This window comes from Pseudomonas sp. P9_35 (assembly GCF_034008205.1).
Classification (GTDB): Bacteria; Pseudomonadota; Gammaproteobacteria; order Pseudomonadales; family Pseudomonadaceae; genus Aquipseudomonas; species Aquipseudomonas kilonensis.
In genome coordinates, this window is sequence record NZ_CP125373.1 from 4337713 (window position 1) to 4352496 (window position 14784).

Below are 14784 nucleotides of genomic sequence, written 5' to 3' on the forward strand. Positions count from 1 at the left end.
TTCAGCCCCGCCGACTGGCGCGCTGGCTGCGATAGGTATCGAGCACGACCGCCACCACGATCACCGCACCGGTAATAATGCGCTTGGTCGGCTCAGTAGCGCCGATTTGCGCCAGGCCCGCCGCCAGCACGGAGATGATCAGCACGCCAAAGAAGGTACTGATGACCGAGCCGCGCCCACCCATCAGGCTGGTGCCACCGATGACCACGGCAGCGATGACTTGCAGCTCAAGCCCTGAACCGGCGTTCGGATCCGCCGCTTCCAGGCGCGAGATCTGGAACAGCGCGGCCACACCGGCCAGCAAGCCCATCAGGCTGAACACCAGGATCTTGTAAGGCTTTGGATTGATACCGGCCAGGCGCACGGCTTCTTCATTGGTGCCGATGCCGATCAGGTAGCGGCCGAACACCGTACGGGTCAGCACGGCCTGGGCAATGAAGATCACCAGCAAGGCGATGATGAACGAAGGTGAGATACCAAAGGCGATGGGGTTGGACAGCCAGGCGAACGAGTCGCCGATGTAGGCAGTCCGCGAGCCGGTCATCTGGTACGCCAGGCCCCGGGCCATTTCCAGCACGCCGAGGGAGACGATGAACGATGGAATCCGCCACGCCACGGTAATCGAACCGGTGACAGTACCCGCCAGCGCCGCCACGGCCATGCCGAGCAAGGCCGATGGCCACACGCTCCAGCCCCAGCCGAGCACGGCCACGCTGACCGTCGATGCCGCAAGCGCCAGCACCGATCCCACCGACAGGTCGATGCCACCGATGATCAGGATGAACGTCATGCCGACCGCCAGCACCATCAGGTCCGGAATCTGGTTGGCCAAGGTGCTGAAGGTGTCATAGGACAGGAAATGGCTGCTCAGGGCCGAGAACAGCGCGACCATGGCCAGCAGCGCGCCAGCCAGGCCCAGGTAGGTCCCGAGGCCATAGAAATTGCCACTCGATTTGCCGACGGCAGATGCGGTTTTCATGAAAAATCCCTAGGCGCTGCTTCGTTGAGCAACGCATCACGTTTTTGGTAGCCGGCGAATGCGGCGGCAAGCAAGTCATCCTGGGTCCAGCTGTCGCGCTCGAAGGTGTCGATCAGGCGCCCGGCGGACAGTACGCCGATCCGGTCACAGATCAACATCAGCTCCCGCAGGTCGCTGGATACCACGACCAGCGCCTTGCCCTGGCGAGTCAGCTCGCCGAGCAGCGCGTAAATGTCGAATTTGGCGCCGACATCGATGCCACGGGTCGGCTCATCGAACAACATGACCGCGCAATCGCGTTCGAGCCAACGACCGATCACCACTTTCTGCTGGTTGCCGCCCGACAGCTCGGACACCAACTGGGTCGGGCTGGAGCTGCGGATGCGCATGGCATCGACCTGCCGCTGTGCCAAGGCCAGTTCAGCATCGCCATTGACCAGGCCGGCGCTGGAAATCTCCGGCATGTTGCCCAGGGCAATGTTGGCGGCGATGGATTGGGTCAGCAGCAGCCCTTCACCCTTGCGGTCTTCGGTGATCAACGCGATGCCATGGGCCACCGCATCGGCCGGGGAGCGAATGCTCACGACCTGGGCCGGCGAACCCAGCGCCACCGTGCCACTGTCGGCGGTATCGGCACCGAAGATCAACCGCAGCAGTTCGGTGCGCCCTGCCCCGATCAGGCCGGAGATACCGAAGATCTCGCCACTGCGCACCTCAAAGGACACGTCGCGAACCTTGTCGGAGCGTGTCAGGCCTTTAACGGTCAGCGCCGGCGCGCCGATCTGGCGTGGACCCAGGTCGATATGCTCGCCCAGCTCCCGGCCAACCATCAGGGTCACCAGTTGCTCGCTGTTGTAGTTGGCCATCGGCTCGACGCAGACCAGGTTGCCATCGCGCAGCACGGCAATGCGCTGAGCGACCCGCGCCAGTTCTTCGAGGCGATGGGAAATGTAGATGATCGAGACGCCGCGAGCCTGCAGACGAGTGATCTGTTCAAAGAGCATCTCGACTTCGCGGGCCGTCAGCATCGCCGTCGGCTCATCGAGAATCAGCACATGGCAATCGCCAATCAGGTTGCGGGCGATCTCGACCATCTGCTGGTGACCGATCCCCAGTTCGCCAACCAACGTGTCAGGATCGATTGCATCGAGCCCCACCTGGGCCATGGCTTCGATGGCCGCCTTGCGCAATTGCTTGCGACTGATCCAGCCGCCGTGGTTGGGCAGGTTGTCGAGAAACAGGTTCTCGGCCACGGAAAGGGTCGGCAGCAGGTTGAGTTCCTGCATCACCATGCGCACGCCCAGTTCTTCAGCCTGGGTCCGGCTGCCAGGGCGATAATCCTGACCTTGAAATTGCATCTGCCCGGTCGTCGGCGTCACCAACCCGCCGATGATCTTGGACAAGGTGCTTTTGCCGGCGCCATTTTCGCCGGTCAGCGCCAGCACTTCACCGCGCATCAACGTCAGGTTGATGTCGGTCAGTACCGGTTGGGCATAGGTCTTGCCGATACCGCTGACGCACAGGACAGCGTTCGGGTCGCGAACGGACATAACAAACTCTCCAATGCGCTCGCCCGGATGGGCGAGCACCGTTGTGTCGCCAGGATAACTACTTGGTCACCAGCTCGACCGGAGTTTCGATAACGCCGTTGGTACCGCTGTCGACTTTTTCGCCCTTGAGGATCTTCAGCGCCGTCTCGATGCCGAACACGGCCTGCTTGGCGGCGAACTGATCGGCCGTCGCCAGGACACGACCGTCCTTGAGCATCGGCTTGATGGCATTGATGTTGTCGTAGCCGACCACCTGCACCTTGCCCGCCTTGCCCGCCGCGCGCACGGCCGATACAGCGCCGACCGCCATGCTGTCGTTACCGGCCAGCAGTGCCTTGATGTTCGGGTATTCGCTGAGCATCGACGCGGCAACCTGGTTGCCCTTGTTGATTTCCCAGTCGCCCGATTGCAGGGAAACGACCTTGACCTGCGCCGCTTCCATCGCATCCTTGAAGCCCGCGGTGCGTGCCTGGGCATTGGTGGTGGTGGACACGCCTTCGATGATGCCGACTTCGTCACCGGCCTTGAGCTGCTTGGCCAGGTACTCGCCCACCAGGCGCGCCCCCTTGCGGTTGTCCGGGCCTACGAACGGCACGTTGATGTTCTTGCTTTTGACGACGGCCGGATCGAGCTGGTTATCGATGTTGATCACGGTGATGCCAGCGTCGACGGCTTTCTTGATCACCGGCACCATGGCCTTGGAATCCGCTGGCGCGATGATCAGCGCATCGACCTTGGACACGATCATCTGCTCGACGATGCGGATCTGGTTGGCGGTGTCGGTTTCATCCTTGATCCCGTTGGAGATCAGGTCGAAATCGGCGGAGTGTTCCTTCTGATACGCCTTGGCGCCGTCTTCCATGGTCAGGAAGAACTCGTTGGCCAGGGATTTCATGACCAGGGCGACCTTGGGTTTTTCTGTGGTCTGGGCGAATGCCGAGGAGATAGGCAGCGCAGCGGATGCGGCCGCGAGCATGGCGACAGCGAGAAGACGTCCAGCGAATGGCAACTTCATGGGTTCACTCCGATCTTATGATTATTGTGAGCAAATCAATGCACGGAACGCCGCGCAAACGTTTGCGTGAAGTGAACTATGGTAAGGCTTCGGGGATTTGTCAACGTTGCGGTTTCATCCGCAACGTCGCAGCTCAACGTCCAGGCTCAGGCCGTCGTATTGACCACCGTACCCGAACTGGCGCCCTTTGCCAGCTCCGTGACCAAATGGCCGGTGACCTCCAGCAACGCGCCACTGGTGTCGGCGATCTGTCCCTGAATCGCCATGACCGAAGAGTTCTTGGCTTCCGGGGTTGGATAGGTCTGCGCCTGTGCGGCGGCCAGTTGTTGCTGCTGCTCCCTGAGCTGTTGCTGAAGCTCTTGCATCCGCTTGAGTAAAATCTGGACGGCAATGCTCTGGGTGCTGCCGCTCTCTTGTGCCTGACCGGTCGCTTCCGCGCCCGTCCCCGTCCGGACTTTGCCGGGCGTTGGCGTCTCGCCAAGGGCCTCATCGGCGGCCTCGGTACTCGCCTCGTTCAAGGCCTTCAGGGTAGCTGCGGACTGACCGCCAATGGTCACGGCCGCCGCATTGGGAAAGCCGATAGAAAACGACATGACAAAACTCCATGGATGGGATTCCTACGCAGGACATCGCCCGCTGAGACAATTTCTTTAGCACTCGCGCAAATCCGCCACAGGCCAGAGCGGTTGAACCACCCGTTTATGCCAGCTAATAAAAAATTCCTTTCTCCTACACCAAAACGAAAAAAGTGCTGTCAGACGATTTTCTTTAATTTTAAGCAGTTGCGTAATTGCCTACGGTTAAATACTGTACGCACGTACAGCTTAATAAGGATAATCCTGTGGCCCCGCCCTCCGCTGCAACTACCCCTTTAGATTCCTATACACGACTCGGCCTGCGGGTCTCGAAAATCATCAACGCCCCCACCGCGCAAAAAGCCAAGGCAGCCCTGATCTTCCGCCTTCCCGACGAGCCGGTGGATGAGTGGGAGCGCCTGCTGGAAGAAATCGACGAGAACGACAACGTGACCCTCGCCTATCGCGACGATGGTGGTGTGCAGGTTTTCTGGGTTGTGCCGAAGGAAGATTGAGTCTGATGAGTGTTCGCTGTTTAGCTTTTTTGCTTGTGTTTTTCGCCATGGGCGCACAGGCCGGTGCTCCGCGCACCTTCAACGAAGCCAAGAAAGTCGCCTGGAAACTCTACGCACCACAATCCACCGAGTTTTACTGTGGCTGCAAATACACCGGCAATCGCGTGAACCTGGCCGCCTGCGGTTATGTACCGCGCAAGAATGCCAGCCGCGCCGCTCGCATCGAGTGGGAGCATATTGTCCCGGCGTGGCAGATCGGCCATCAGCGTCAATGCTGGCAACAAGGGGGTCGCAAGAACTGCACCCGCTATGACCCGGTCTATCAACGGGCCGAGGCCGACCTGCACAACCTGGTGCCGAGCATCGGGGAAGTGAATGGTGATCGCAGCAATTTCAGTTTCGGCTGGTTGCCGGTGCAGAAGGGTCAGTACGGCTCATGCCTGACCCAGGTGGACTTCAAGGCCAAGAAGGTCATGCCCCGCCCTTCTATCCGAGGGATGATCGCCCGGACCTATTTCTACATGAGCAAGCAATATGGCCTGCGCCTCTCGAATCAGGACCGGCGCTTGTATGAGGCCTGGGACAAGACCTACCCGGTCGAGAGCTGGGAGCGTCAGCGCAACCAGAGCGTGGCGTGCGTCATGGGCCGTGGCAACGAGTTCGTGGGGCCGGTGGACATGAAGGTCTGCGGCTGACCTGGCTTGTATGAAACTGTGGGAGCGAGCTTGCTCGCGATAGGGGCATGTCAGCCAACATCGACATTGGCTGATCCACCGCTATCGCGAGCAAGCTCGCTCCCACAGGTTTTGTTCTGTCCGGTTATGGAGTGGTCGGGTAATCCACCACCAACGTCTCGATGTTGCGTTTTTTCGCCCGGACCAGGGCAGCCGTCACCTGTTCCTGCTTGGCTTCAGCCTCGGCCTTGGAACTGAAAGGACCGACCAGGACGCGCTCCTTGCCGTTTTCCCGCACCACGTTCGACATGAAGCTGTGTTCGATGAGCCAGCCGGTCAGGTCGCTGACCGCCTGCGGCGTTTCGCCGCGAACCTCGACGGCCCACTGCGGGGCGGCAGCGGCGGCCGGTGCGGAGGTCGCTACGGGTTTGGGTTTCGGTGCTTCGACGTCACGCCCTTCACCGCATCCTGCCAGCACCAATACCGCAATAACCCAAGCCAATTTGCGCACAACGTTTCCCCCGGAAGACATGAGGCACGGATTTTAGCACCCGTGCCCCTCAAGATCGCCGCAAACAGTGCTCAAAACACGAGAATCCTGCCCGGCGTCTCTGTATAGTCGCACCCTGGGAATTAATGCTGCATCTGCACGTCAGAAAGAGGCACCCACATTGTGACACTTAGCACTAATCTATAAGCAGTACCGACATCTGCACTGTCTGAATCAGGTGCCCTATAAAGCAATCAAGGAGAACACCATGCTGATACTCACCCGCAAAGTCGGTGAAAGCATAAACATTGGTGACGACATCACGATCACCATTCTGGGCGTAAGCGGCCAACAGGTCCGGATCGGCATCAACGCCCCGAAAAACGTTGCGGTGCATCGCGAAGAGATTTACCAGCGTATTCAGGCGGGCCTCACTGCCCCCGACAAGCCGCAAACTCCCTGAGCCTTGCTGCAGTCCGTAGCCAGCCCGTTTGCATCGTCGCAATGGCTGGCTAAAGATTCTGGTCGACCGTACCTCACCCTGCCCCCACCTTTTTTCGTCCTGCCCGTTGAATCGATACTAATGACATGGCGCTTGGCATGGCTGTCAGACGTTTCGTTTTAATGATGACGAAGCAGGCGTTCGCGGTCGGTCAACCCAGGCTCACGCCGCGTGCCATGCCCGTGGCGGCGATCACCATCAAGATCAGCAACAAGGCTTCGATGTGGCTGATCCGTGCAAACCGGCCGGCTTTCGAAGGATCGATCGCAGCCCCTTTGCCCAGCGCCATCCGCCATTTGATCAGGGCGATCATTGGCGCGATCTCAAGCAACAGGATCAGCAGGAACAAAGTCATCTTCAGGTGAAACAGCGGTTGGTGCAGGTAATAATCCGTGCCTTTTTCGTACCCGCCAAACGCCCGCATCCCACCCGTCACCAACAACACCAGCGCCGACAGGCCCCACAGGTTGTCAGCGACCAAGACACCCCGAACCGCATCCACACCGCTCGCCAGTCGTCGCAGTGCCGTGCCGCGCGTCAGCACCGCCCAGAACCCGAGGGCGAAGGCCAGCAGATGAATTGCCGCGAGAGACCAATGAGCCAACATGGAAGAACCCTGTCAGAGAGAACGTCGAATCGACCTGACAGTACTAGCTCATAAAACAATGATTGCCAGGCTGGCCACAAAAAAATGTGGGAGCGAGCTTGCTCGCGATGGCGGTGTATCAGTCGACAACAATGTTGCCTGACATTCCGCTATCGCGAGCAAGCTCGCTCCCACAGTGGGTACTGCGTAAGGCTTAGTCCGCCAGACGCCAGGTCGTGCCGCCCTTCCCATCCTCCAGCACCACGCCCATGGCGGTGAGCTGGTCGCGGATGCGGTCGGATTCGGCCCAATCCTTGTTGGCACGTGCAGTCAGGCGTGCCTGGATCAACGCCTCGACTTCGGCGGCGTCCACGCGGCCTTCGGCACCGGCCTGCAGGAAGTCATCGGCTTCGAGCTGCAACACACCCAGTACGCTGGCCAGTTCTTTCAGGCGAGCCGCCAGACCAGCCGCCGCGTTGAGATCACTCTCACGCAGGCGGTTGATCTCACGCACCATCTCGAACAGCACCGCGCACGCTTCCGGCGTGCCGAAGTCGTCGTTCATCACTTCGGTGAAACGCGCCACGAAGGCTTCGCCACCAGCGGCCGGCACGCTCGGCAACCCCTTCAACGCGTGATAGAAACGCTCCAGGGCACCCTTGGCGTCCTTGAGGTTGTCTTCCGAGTAGTTGATGGCGCTGCGGTAGTGGCTCGACACCAACAGATAACGCACGACTTCCGGGTGGTACTTGTCGAGCACGTCGCGGATGGTGAAGAAGTTGTTCAAGGACTTGGACATCTTCTCGCCATTGATGCGGATCATGCCGCAATGCATCCACGCGTTGGCGTAGGTCTTGCCGGTGGCTGCTTCGCTCTGGGCGATTTCGTTTTCGTGGTGCGGGAACTCCAGGTCACTGCCGCCGCCATGAATATCGAAGGTCTCGCCCAGGCAGCAGGTGGACATCACCGAGCATTCGATGTGCCAGCCCGGACGCCCGGCGCCCCACGGCGACGCCCAGCTCGGCTCACCCGGCTTGGCGCCCTTCCACAGCACGAAGTCCAGCGGGTCTTCTTTCGACTCGTCGACTTCGATACGCGCGCCGATGCGCAGGTCTTCGATCTTCTTGCGCGACAGCTTGCCGTAGCCCATGAACTTGGCGACGCGGTAGTACACGTCGCCATTGCCCGGTGCGTAGGCGTAGCCCTTGTCGATCAAGGTCTGGATCATGCTCAGCATGCCAGGGATGTGGTCCGTGGCACGAGGCTCCAGGTCCGGCTTGAGGATATTGAGGCGCGCCTCATCCTCGTGCATGGCCTTGATCATCCGCTCGGTCAGCGCATCGTAAGGCTCGCCGTTTTCACGGGCACGGTTGATGATCTTGTCTTCGATGTCGGTGATGTTGCGCACGTAGGTCAGGTCATAACCGCTGAATCGCAGCCAGCGGGTTACCAGGTCGAAGGCGACCATGCTGCGGCCATGACCAATGTGGCAGTAGTCGTACACGGTCATGCCGCAGACGTACATGCGGACCTTGTTGCCATCCAGCGGCTTGAAGACTTCTTTGCTCTTGGTGAGCGTGTTGTAGATCGTAAGCACAGGGTTTCCCTTAAGACTTGATCACTGACCCCAGGAATCGCGCAAGGTCACGGTACGGTTGAATACCGGAGCACCGGGTTTCGAGTCCTTGATATCCGCGCAGAAGTAACCTTCGCGCTCGAACTGGAAACGGTCTTCCGGCTGTGCATTGCCCAGCGAAGGCTCGGCACGACAACCAGTGAGTACTTGCAGGGAGTCAGGGTTGATGTTGTCCAGGAAGCTGGCGCTGTCTTCGGCCTTTTCCGGGTTCGGCGAACGGAACAGGCGATCGTACAGGCGCACTTCGCACTCGACGCTGGCGGCGGCCGGCACCCAGTGGATCACGCCCTTGACCTTGCGACCTTCCGGGTTCTTGCCCAGGGTGTCGGGATCGTACGAGCAACGCAGTTCGACGATGTTGCCGTCGGCGTCCTTGATGGCCTCGTCGGCGCGGATCACGTAGCTGCCACGCAGGCGCACTTCGCCGGTAGGCTCCAGGCGCTTGTAGCCTTTCGGCGGCTCTTCCATGAAGTCTTCACGGTCGATGTAGATTTCCCGGGCGAACGGCAGGACGCGCACGCCCATGTCTTCTTTCGGGTGGCGCGGCAACTCGAGGTTCTCGACCTGGCCTTCCGGGTAGTTGGTGATCACGACTTTCAGCGGACGCAGCACGCACATGGCGCGCGGGGCGCTGTGGTCGAGGTCGTCACGGATGCTGAATTCCAGCATGCCGAAGTCCACCACGCCGTCGGAACGGTTGGTGCCGACCATTTCGCAGAAATTGCGGATCGACTTGGGCGTGTAGCCACGACGACGGAAGCCCGACAGCGTCGACATGCGCGGGTCATCCCAGCCGTTGACGTGCTTCTCGTCCACCAGTTGCTTGAGCTTGCGCTTGCTGGTGATGGTGTAGTTCAGGTTCAGGCGGCTGAATTCGTACTGGCGCGGGTTGGCCGGCACCGGCAGGTGCTCGAGGAACCATTCGTACAACGGACGATGGCTTTCGAATTCCAGGGTGCAGATCGAATGAGTGATGCCTTCGATGGCGTCCGACTGGCCGTGGGTGAAGTCATAGTTGGGGTAGATGCACCATTTGTCGCCGGTCTGGTGGTGATGGGCGTGACGGATGCGGTACATGATCGGGTCGCGCAGGTTCATGTTCGGCGAAGCCATGTCGATCTTGGCGCGCAGCACCCGAGCGCCGTCCGGGAACTCACCGGCGCGCATGCGGGCAAACAGGTCCAGGTTCTCTTCCACGCTGCGGTCACGGAACGGGCTGTTCTTGCCCGGCTCGGTCAGGCTGCCACGGTATTCCTTGGCCTGCTCGGGGGTCAGGTCGCACACGTAGGCGTTGCCGGCCTTGATCAGTTCCACTGCCCAGTCGTGCAACTGGTCGAAATATTGCGAGGCGTAGCGCACCTCACCGGACCATTGGAAACCCAGCCACTTGACGTCGCTTTCGATCGCGTCGATGTATTCCTGGTCTTCCTTGGCCGGGTTGGTGTCGTCGAAACGCAGGTGCGTGACGCCGCCGAACTCCTGGGCCAGGCCGAAATTCACGCAGATCGACTTGGCATGGCCGATGTGCAGGTAGCCGTTGGGCTCTGGTGGGAAGCGAGTGACGATCTGTGTGTGCTTACCCGAGTCCAGGTCCGCCTGGATGATCGGGCGCAGGAAGTTGACCGGCACGGCCGGGCCGGTCTTGGAATTCGAGGTAGGGTCGACAGTGGGCTTGCTCATAGGATCCTTGAACAGACAAGTGCGCGGCCGGGTACGGCCTGATAAATCAAAGCCCGTATCATAGCCGATGCTGTCAAGCACCTGACAGGCCAGGCCGGCAAACGATTGAATTTAATCGACGACCAGATGAAAAACAGCCTCGAAATTCGTGCCCGGCGCGCTAAACTGCCCAGCCTGGCCGATTACAGCCAGACCGGTTGCGGGCAGTGAAGCCCCGAAACCCACGAATTCCTTGAAAGAGTACCGATCATGAGCAAAGTCAAACTGACCACCAACCACGGTGACATCGTCCTGCAACTGAACGCCGAGAAAGCGCCGCTGACCGTGGCCAACTTCATCGAATACGTCAACGCCGGCCACTACGAAAACACCGTGTTCCACCGCGTCATCGGCAACTTCATGATCCAGGGCGGCGGTTTCGAGCCAGGCATGAAGGAAAAGAAAGACAAGCGCCCAAGCATCCAGAACGAAGCCGACAACGGCCTGCCGAACAAAAAGTACAGCGTTGCCATGGCCCGTACCATGGAGCCGCATTCGGCCTCCGCACAGTTCTTCATCAACGTGGCGGACAACAGCTTCCTGAACCACAGCGGCAAGACCACCCAGGGCTGGGGCTATGCGGTGTTCGGTGAAGTGATCGAAGGCACCGACGTGGTCGACAAGATCAAAGGCGTTTCCACCACGTCCAAGGCCGGCCACCAGGACGTCCCGGCAGAAGACGTGATCATCGAGAAAGCCGAGATCGTTGAGTGATATTGCTGATTTCAGACTTGCATCTGGAAGAGGAGCGCCCGGACATCACCCGGGCGTTTCTGGATTTACTCGCCACACGCGCCCGCTCGGCGCAAGCGTTGTACATTCTGGGCGACTTTTTCGAAGCCTGGATCGGCGACGATGCCATGACGCCGTTCCAGCGTTCCATCTGCCAGGCCCTGCGCGAATTGAGCGACAGCGGCACGGCCATCTTCCTGATGCACGGCAATCGCGACTTCATGCTGGGGCAGGCCTTTTGCAAAGCGGCCGGCTGCACCCTGCTCAAGGACCCGAGTGTCGTGCAGTTCAATGGCGAGCCGGTGCTGCTGATGCACGGCGACAGCCTCTGCACCCGCGACGAAGGCTACATGAAGCTGCGGCGCTGGCTGCGCAACCCGGTCACGCTGTTCGTCCTGCGGCACCTGCCGCTGGGCAGCCGGCAGAAACTGGCGCGCAAACTGCGCAACGAAAGCCGCACGCAGACACGCATGAAAGCCAATGACATCGTCGACGTCACACCCGAAGAGATCCCGCGGATCATGCAGCAATACGGCGTGAAGACCTTGATCCACGGCCACACCCATCGACCCGCCATCCACAAGCTGCAACTGGGCGAACACGCCGCCCGGCGCATCGTGCTGGGGGATTGGGACAAGCAAGGCTGGGCGTTGCAGGTGGATGAACAAGGGTTTGCGTTGGCGCCATTTGGGTTCGGTAATGCGCAGTTGGCGTTGCCAAGCACTTAAAGACCCCACAGCCCCTGTGGGAGCGGGCTTCTGTGGGAGCCAAGCTTTTGTGGGAGCCGAGCTTGCTCGCGATGGCGGCGTAACAGACAACAGAGATATTGACTGGAAGGGCCTCATCGCGAGCAAGCTCGGCTCCCACAGAAGCCCGCTTCCACAGTGGACTGCATTCCACTTCTGGATCAATGCCCCGCCGATGCAGGCCCAGCCTTCGCCGCAAACGGCGGCTTCGCCAGCCACACCAGCATGATCAACCCCATGAACGCCCACCCCAGCAGCGTGAAGTAATCCACGGTGGAGAGCATGTATGCCTGGCTGTTGAGGACCTGTTCAAGCCGGGCATAGGCCGGGGCACTCGCGCCACCGAGTTGGTTGAGTGCTTCGCGGGTGGCCGGCTCGAAAGTGCTGATGCTTTCGCTCAGGTAGGCGTGATGCTGGTCGGCCCGACGGATCCAGATCCAGGTGGTCAGGGACGCGGCAAAGCTGCCGCCCAGGGTCCGCAGGAACGTCGCCAGCCCCGCGCCGTCGGCAATCTGGTGCGGCGGCAGGTCCGACATCAGAATGCTCAGGGTCGGCATGAAGAACAGCGCCACGCCGATGCCCATGAACAACTGCACCATCGCAATGTGCTGGAAATCCACCTCATTGGTAAACCCGGCACGCATGAAGCAGCTCAGCCCCATGGCCAGGAACGCCAGCCCGGCCAACACACGCAGGTCGAACCGGTGGGCGTACTTGCCGACGAAGGGTGACATCAGCACCGGCAGGATGCCGATGGGCGCCACCGCCAGCCCGGCCCAGGTCGCGGTGTAGCCCATCTGTGTCTGCAACCACTGCGGCAGGATCAGGTTGATGCCGAAGAACCCGGCATAGCCCCCCACCAGCACGATGGTGCCGATGCGGAAGTTGCGATAGGCAAACAGCCGGAGATTGACCACCGGGTGACGGTCGGTCATTTCCCAGATCACGAACACCGCCAGGGCAATGATCGAAATCAGCGCACCCATAATGATGAAATTCGATTCGAACCAGTCCAGGTCGTTGCCTTTGTCGAGGATCACCTGGAGCGCACCGACGCCAATGATCAGCGTGATCAGCCCCACGTAATCCATCGGTTGATGGCTGGTGACCACCGGCCGCGCCTTGAGCTGCTGTTTCACCACGAGCGCCGCGAAGACGCCGATGGGCACGTTGATGAAGAAGATCCACGGCCAGCTGTAGCTGTCGGTGATCCAGCCGCCGAGGATCGGCCCGGCAATCGGCGCCACCACCGTGACCATCGCCAGCAACGCCAGGGCCATGCCGCGCCTGGCCGGCGGGTACACGGCTATCAGCAGGGTCTGGGTCATCGGATACAACGGCCCGGCCACCAGCCCTTGAAGTACACGAAAGCCAATCAGCTCCGGCATCGAGGTGGAAATACCACACAAGAACGACGCGAGCACGAACAGCATCGTCGCCCACAAAAACAGCTTCACCTCGCCAAACCGCCGGCTCAGCCAGCCGGTAAGCGGCAAGGCGATGGCGTTGCTCACCGCGAACGAGGTAATCACCCAGGTGCCCTGCTCCGAGCTGACACCCAGGTTGCCGGAAATGGTCGGCAAGGCGACGTTGGCAATGGTGGTGTCGAGCACCTGCATGAACGTCGCCAGCGACAGCCCGATGGTGCTGAGCAACAGGCTGGGCGGCGTGAAAGACGCGTTATTGCTCATTGCGAAATCCTATGAAGCGAAGGTGGCGAAATCCCTTAGGGCAAGACACAAACCCTGTGGGAGCGAGCTTGCTCGCGATAGCGGTATGCCAGTCCCCAGGATGCAAGCTGGCCCGCCGCAATCGCGAGCAAGCTCGCTCCCACAGGTTCAACGCTGTAGCTGACTAGCGCTGCACCGTCTTGCTGGCCACTGCGCTGTTGTCGTGGATCAGGCGGGCGATCATCGCGTCGGCATCGGTCAACTGCTGGTCGTAGACCTGGGTGCTGAACGAGGCTTTCTGCGGTGGCTGCTGGGCCAGTACCGGACCGCTCTGGTCGTGCAGGTCGACGTTGACCAGGGTCGACAGGCCGACCCGCAGCGGATGCTTGGCCAGTTCCTGGGCATTGATGTGAATGCGCACCGGCACCCGCTGGACGATCTTGATCCAGTTACCGGTGGCGTTCTGCGCCGGCAGCAAGGCAAACGCGCTGCCGGTCCCGGCGCCAAGGCTGTCGATGGTGCCGCTGTACTTCACATCGCTGCCGTACAGGTCGGCTTCGATGTCCACCGGCTGGCCGATGCGCATGTCGCGCAGTTGGGTTTCCTTGAAGTTGGCGTCGATCCACAGCTGATCCAGCGGGATCACCGCCATCAACGCCGTGCCCGGCTGCACCCGTTGGCCGAGTTGCACGGTGCGCTTGGCGACATAACCGGTGACCGGTGCGATCAAGGTACTGCGGGCGTTGGCCAGGAAGGCCTGGCGCAGTTGCGCGGCGGCGGACTGCACGTCGGGATGGGACGACACCACGGTATCGTCCACCAAGGCGCTGGTGGTCTTGAGCTGCTGCCGGGCATTGGCCAAGGCGTTCTGCGCCGAGGTCAGGTCATCCCGGGCGTGAGACAGTTCCTCCTTGGAAATCGCCCCGCCGGCCGCCAGGTTCTTGCGTCGGCTGTAGTTTTCCTGGGCCTTCTGCACTTCGGCCTCTTGCGCATTGACCTGCGCCCGCATGCCATCGACGTTGCTGTACAAACCACGCACCTGGCGCACGGTCCGGGCCAGGTTGGCCTGGGCACTTTGCAGCCCGACTTCGGCGTCGTTCGGGTCGAACTGCACCAGCACCTGGCCTTCACGCACCAGGTCGCCGTCGTCAGCCCCGATGCTCACCACGGTGCCGGTGACCAGCGGCGTGATTTCCACCACGTTGCCGTTCACATAGGCATCGTCGGTGCTTTCACCCCAGCGACCATACAGTTCGTACCAGGCCCAGACGCCCAGGCCCGAAAGAATGACCAGCAGCGTCAGTGTCAGCAGCATGACCTTGCGCTTGCGTGGGTTGCTGTCTTGCGCATGTTCGGATTGAGTCGTTTCGGCAGTCGCCATGACAAGTACCTCGA

The 14784-nt window shown here is 60.8% G+C and carries 15 protein-coding genes; 5 read left to right on the plus strand and 10 right to left on the minus strand.

Features of this window, described 5'->3' with window-relative positions:
• Position 1: 1 nt before the first annotated feature.
• From QMK47_RS19000 to QMK47_RS19015, 4 genes are all read right to left on the minus strand, one after another.
• Positions 2-979, minus strand: a complete 978-nt coding sequence (locus tag QMK47_RS19000; RefSeq protein ID WP_013693780.1) for an ABC transporter permease — start codon at positions 977-979, stop codon at positions 2-4.
• Entirely contained in the window at positions 976-2529 is a 1554-nt protein-coding gene (locus QMK47_RS19005; RefSeq protein WP_063320392.1) for a sugar ABC transporter ATP-binding protein, read from the minus strand. Before QMK47_RS19005 ends, QMK47_RS19000 begins: the two co-directional genes overlap by 4 nt.
• A gap of 58 nt (positions 2530-2587) precedes the next feature.
• Positions 2588-3544 (minus strand): sugar ABC transporter substrate-binding protein, encoded by a 957-nt coding sequence (locus tag QMK47_RS19010; protein WP_214510651.1) that lies wholly within the window; start codon positions 3542-3544, stop codon positions 2588-2590.
• Between the two features lie 146 nt (positions 3545-3690).
• Entirely contained in the window at positions 3691-4137 is a 447-nt protein-coding gene (locus QMK47_RS19015) for a hypothetical protein (RefSeq protein ID WP_320389093.1), read from the minus strand.
• A gap of 248 nt (positions 4138-4385) precedes the next feature.
• On the opposite strand from QMK47_RS19015, the gene QMK47_RS19020 reads away from it, so the two are divergent.
• Positions 4386-4634 carry a DUF1654 domain-containing protein gene (locus QMK47_RS19020; RefSeq protein WP_003203653.1) on the plus strand — a complete coding sequence of 83 codons (249 nt, stop codon included), beginning with the start codon at positions 4386-4388 and terminating at the stop codon, positions 4632-4634.
• A gap of 5 nt (positions 4635-4639) precedes the next feature.
• Positions 4640-5329 carry an endonuclease gene (locus QMK47_RS19025; RefSeq protein ID WP_253476365.1) on the plus strand — a complete coding sequence of 230 codons (690 nt, stop codon included), beginning with the start codon at positions 4640-4642 and terminating at the stop codon, positions 5327-5329.
• Positions 5330-5453: 124 nt separating this feature from the next.
• Here the strand turns inward: QMK47_RS19025 and QMK47_RS19030 are convergent, their stop codons facing one another.
• Positions 5454-5819, minus strand: a complete 366-nt coding sequence (locus QMK47_RS19030; RefSeq protein WP_214510648.1) for an SPOR domain-containing protein — start codon at positions 5817-5819, stop codon at positions 5454-5456.
• Between the two features lie 247 nt (positions 5820-6066).
• Between QMK47_RS19030 and csrA the strand changes: the two genes are divergently transcribed.
• Positions 6067-6261: a carbon storage regulator CsrA gene (gene csrA / locus QMK47_RS19035; protein ID WP_003179932.1), complete on the plus strand. Its 195-nt coding sequence runs from the start codon at positions 6067-6069 to the stop codon at positions 6259-6261.
• Between the two features lie 190 nt (positions 6262-6451).
• Here the strand turns inward: csrA and QMK47_RS19040 are convergent, their stop codons facing one another.
• The 3 genes from QMK47_RS19040 to QMK47_RS19050 all read right to left on the minus strand — a co-directional run bounded on the left by QMK47_RS19040 (position 6452) and on the right by QMK47_RS19050 (position 10202).
• Complete coding sequence (locus tag QMK47_RS19040) at positions 6452-6907, minus strand: DUF2214 family protein (RefSeq protein WP_024617932.1); 456 nt, start codon at positions 6905-6907, stop codon at positions 6452-6454.
• A 193-nt stretch (positions 6908-7100) separates the two neighbouring features.
• Entirely contained in the window at positions 7101-8483 is a 1383-nt protein-coding gene (gene cysS, locus QMK47_RS19045) for a cysteine--tRNA ligase (RefSeq protein ID WP_320389094.1), read from the minus strand.
• Between the two features lie 21 nt (positions 8484-8504).
• The gene (locus QMK47_RS19050) at positions 8505-10202 is read right to left on the minus strand and encodes a glutamine--tRNA ligase/YqeY domain fusion protein (protein WP_053180562.1); all 1698 of its coding nucleotides are present in this window, start codon (positions 10200-10202) and stop codon (positions 8505-8507) included.
• 249 nt (positions 10203-10451) lie between these two features.
• Between QMK47_RS19050 and QMK47_RS19055 the strand changes: the two genes are divergently transcribed.
• Both QMK47_RS19055 and QMK47_RS19060 read left to right on the plus strand, forming a co-directional pair.
• Complete coding sequence (locus QMK47_RS19055) at positions 10452-10955, plus strand: peptidylprolyl isomerase (protein WP_018608900.1); 504 nt, start codon at positions 10452-10454, stop codon at positions 10953-10955.
• Positions 10952-11701 (plus strand): UDP-2,3-diacylglucosamine diphosphatase, encoded by a 750-nt coding sequence (locus tag QMK47_RS19060; RefSeq protein ID WP_320389096.1) that lies wholly within the window; start codon positions 10952-10954, stop codon positions 11699-11701. The genes QMK47_RS19055 and QMK47_RS19060 overlap by 4 nt, the downstream gene beginning before the upstream one ends.
• Positions 11702-11880: 179 nt before the next feature.
• Here QMK47_RS19060 and QMK47_RS19065 read toward each other — a convergent pair whose 3' ends face one another.
• Together QMK47_RS19065 and QMK47_RS19070 are read right to left on the minus strand one after the other, a co-directional pair.
• On the minus strand, positions 11881-13410 hold the full coding sequence (locus QMK47_RS19065; protein ID WP_258688806.1) for a DHA2 family efflux MFS transporter permease subunit: 1530 nt from the start codon (positions 13408-13410) through the stop codon (positions 11881-11883).
• 163 nt (positions 13411-13573) lie between these two features.
• A complete protein-coding gene (locus QMK47_RS19070) occupies positions 13574-14770 on the minus strand; it encodes an HlyD family efflux transporter periplasmic adaptor subunit (RefSeq protein ID WP_320389098.1) in 1197 nt (398 codons plus the stop codon).
• Positions 14771-14784 lie beyond the last annotated feature (14 nt).

Bases quoted from the DNA above. Each gene is read 5' to 3' on its own strand.
- QMK47_RS19010 (WP_214510651.1), bottom strand. From the start codon at position 3,544: ATGAAGTTGCCATTCGCTGGACGTCTTCTCGCTGTCGCCATGCTCGCG.
- QMK47_RS19070 (WP_320389098.1), bottom strand. From the start codon at position 14,770: ATGGCGACTGCCGAAACGACTCAATCCGAACATGCGCAAGACAGCAAC.
- QMK47_RS19005 (WP_063320392.1), bottom strand. From the start codon at position 2,529: ATGTCCGTTCGCGACCCGAACGCTGTCCTGTGCGTCAGCGGTATCGGC.
- QMK47_RS19040 (WP_024617932.1), bottom strand. From the start codon at position 6,907: ATGTTGGCTCATTGGTCTCTCGCGGCAATTCATCTGCTGGCCTTCGCC.
- QMK47_RS19050 (WP_053180562.1), bottom strand. From the start codon at position 10,202: ATGAGCAAGCCCACTGTCGACCCTACCTCGAATTCCAAGACCGGCCCG.
- QMK47_RS19015 (WP_320389093.1), bottom strand. From the start codon at position 4,137: ATGTCGTTTTCTATCGGCTTTCCCAATGCGGCGGCCGTGACCATTGGC.
- QMK47_RS19000 (WP_013693780.1), bottom strand. From the start codon at position 979: ATGAAAACCGCATCTGCCGTCGGCAAATCGAGTGGCAATTTCTATGGC.
- csrA (WP_003179932.1), top strand. From the start codon at position 6,067: ATGCTGATACTCACCCGCAAAGTCGGTGAAAGCATAAACATTGGTGAC.
- QMK47_RS19025 (WP_253476365.1), top strand. From the start codon at position 4,640: ATGAGTGTTCGCTGTTTAGCTTTTTTGCTTGTGTTTTTCGCCATGGGC.
- QMK47_RS19065 (WP_258688806.1), bottom strand. From the start codon at position 13,410: ATGAGCAATAACGCGTCTTTCACGCCGCCCAGCCTGTTGCTCAGCACC.
- QMK47_RS19055 (WP_018608900.1), top strand. From the start codon at position 10,452: ATGAGCAAAGTCAAACTGACCACCAACCACGGTGACATCGTCCTGCAA.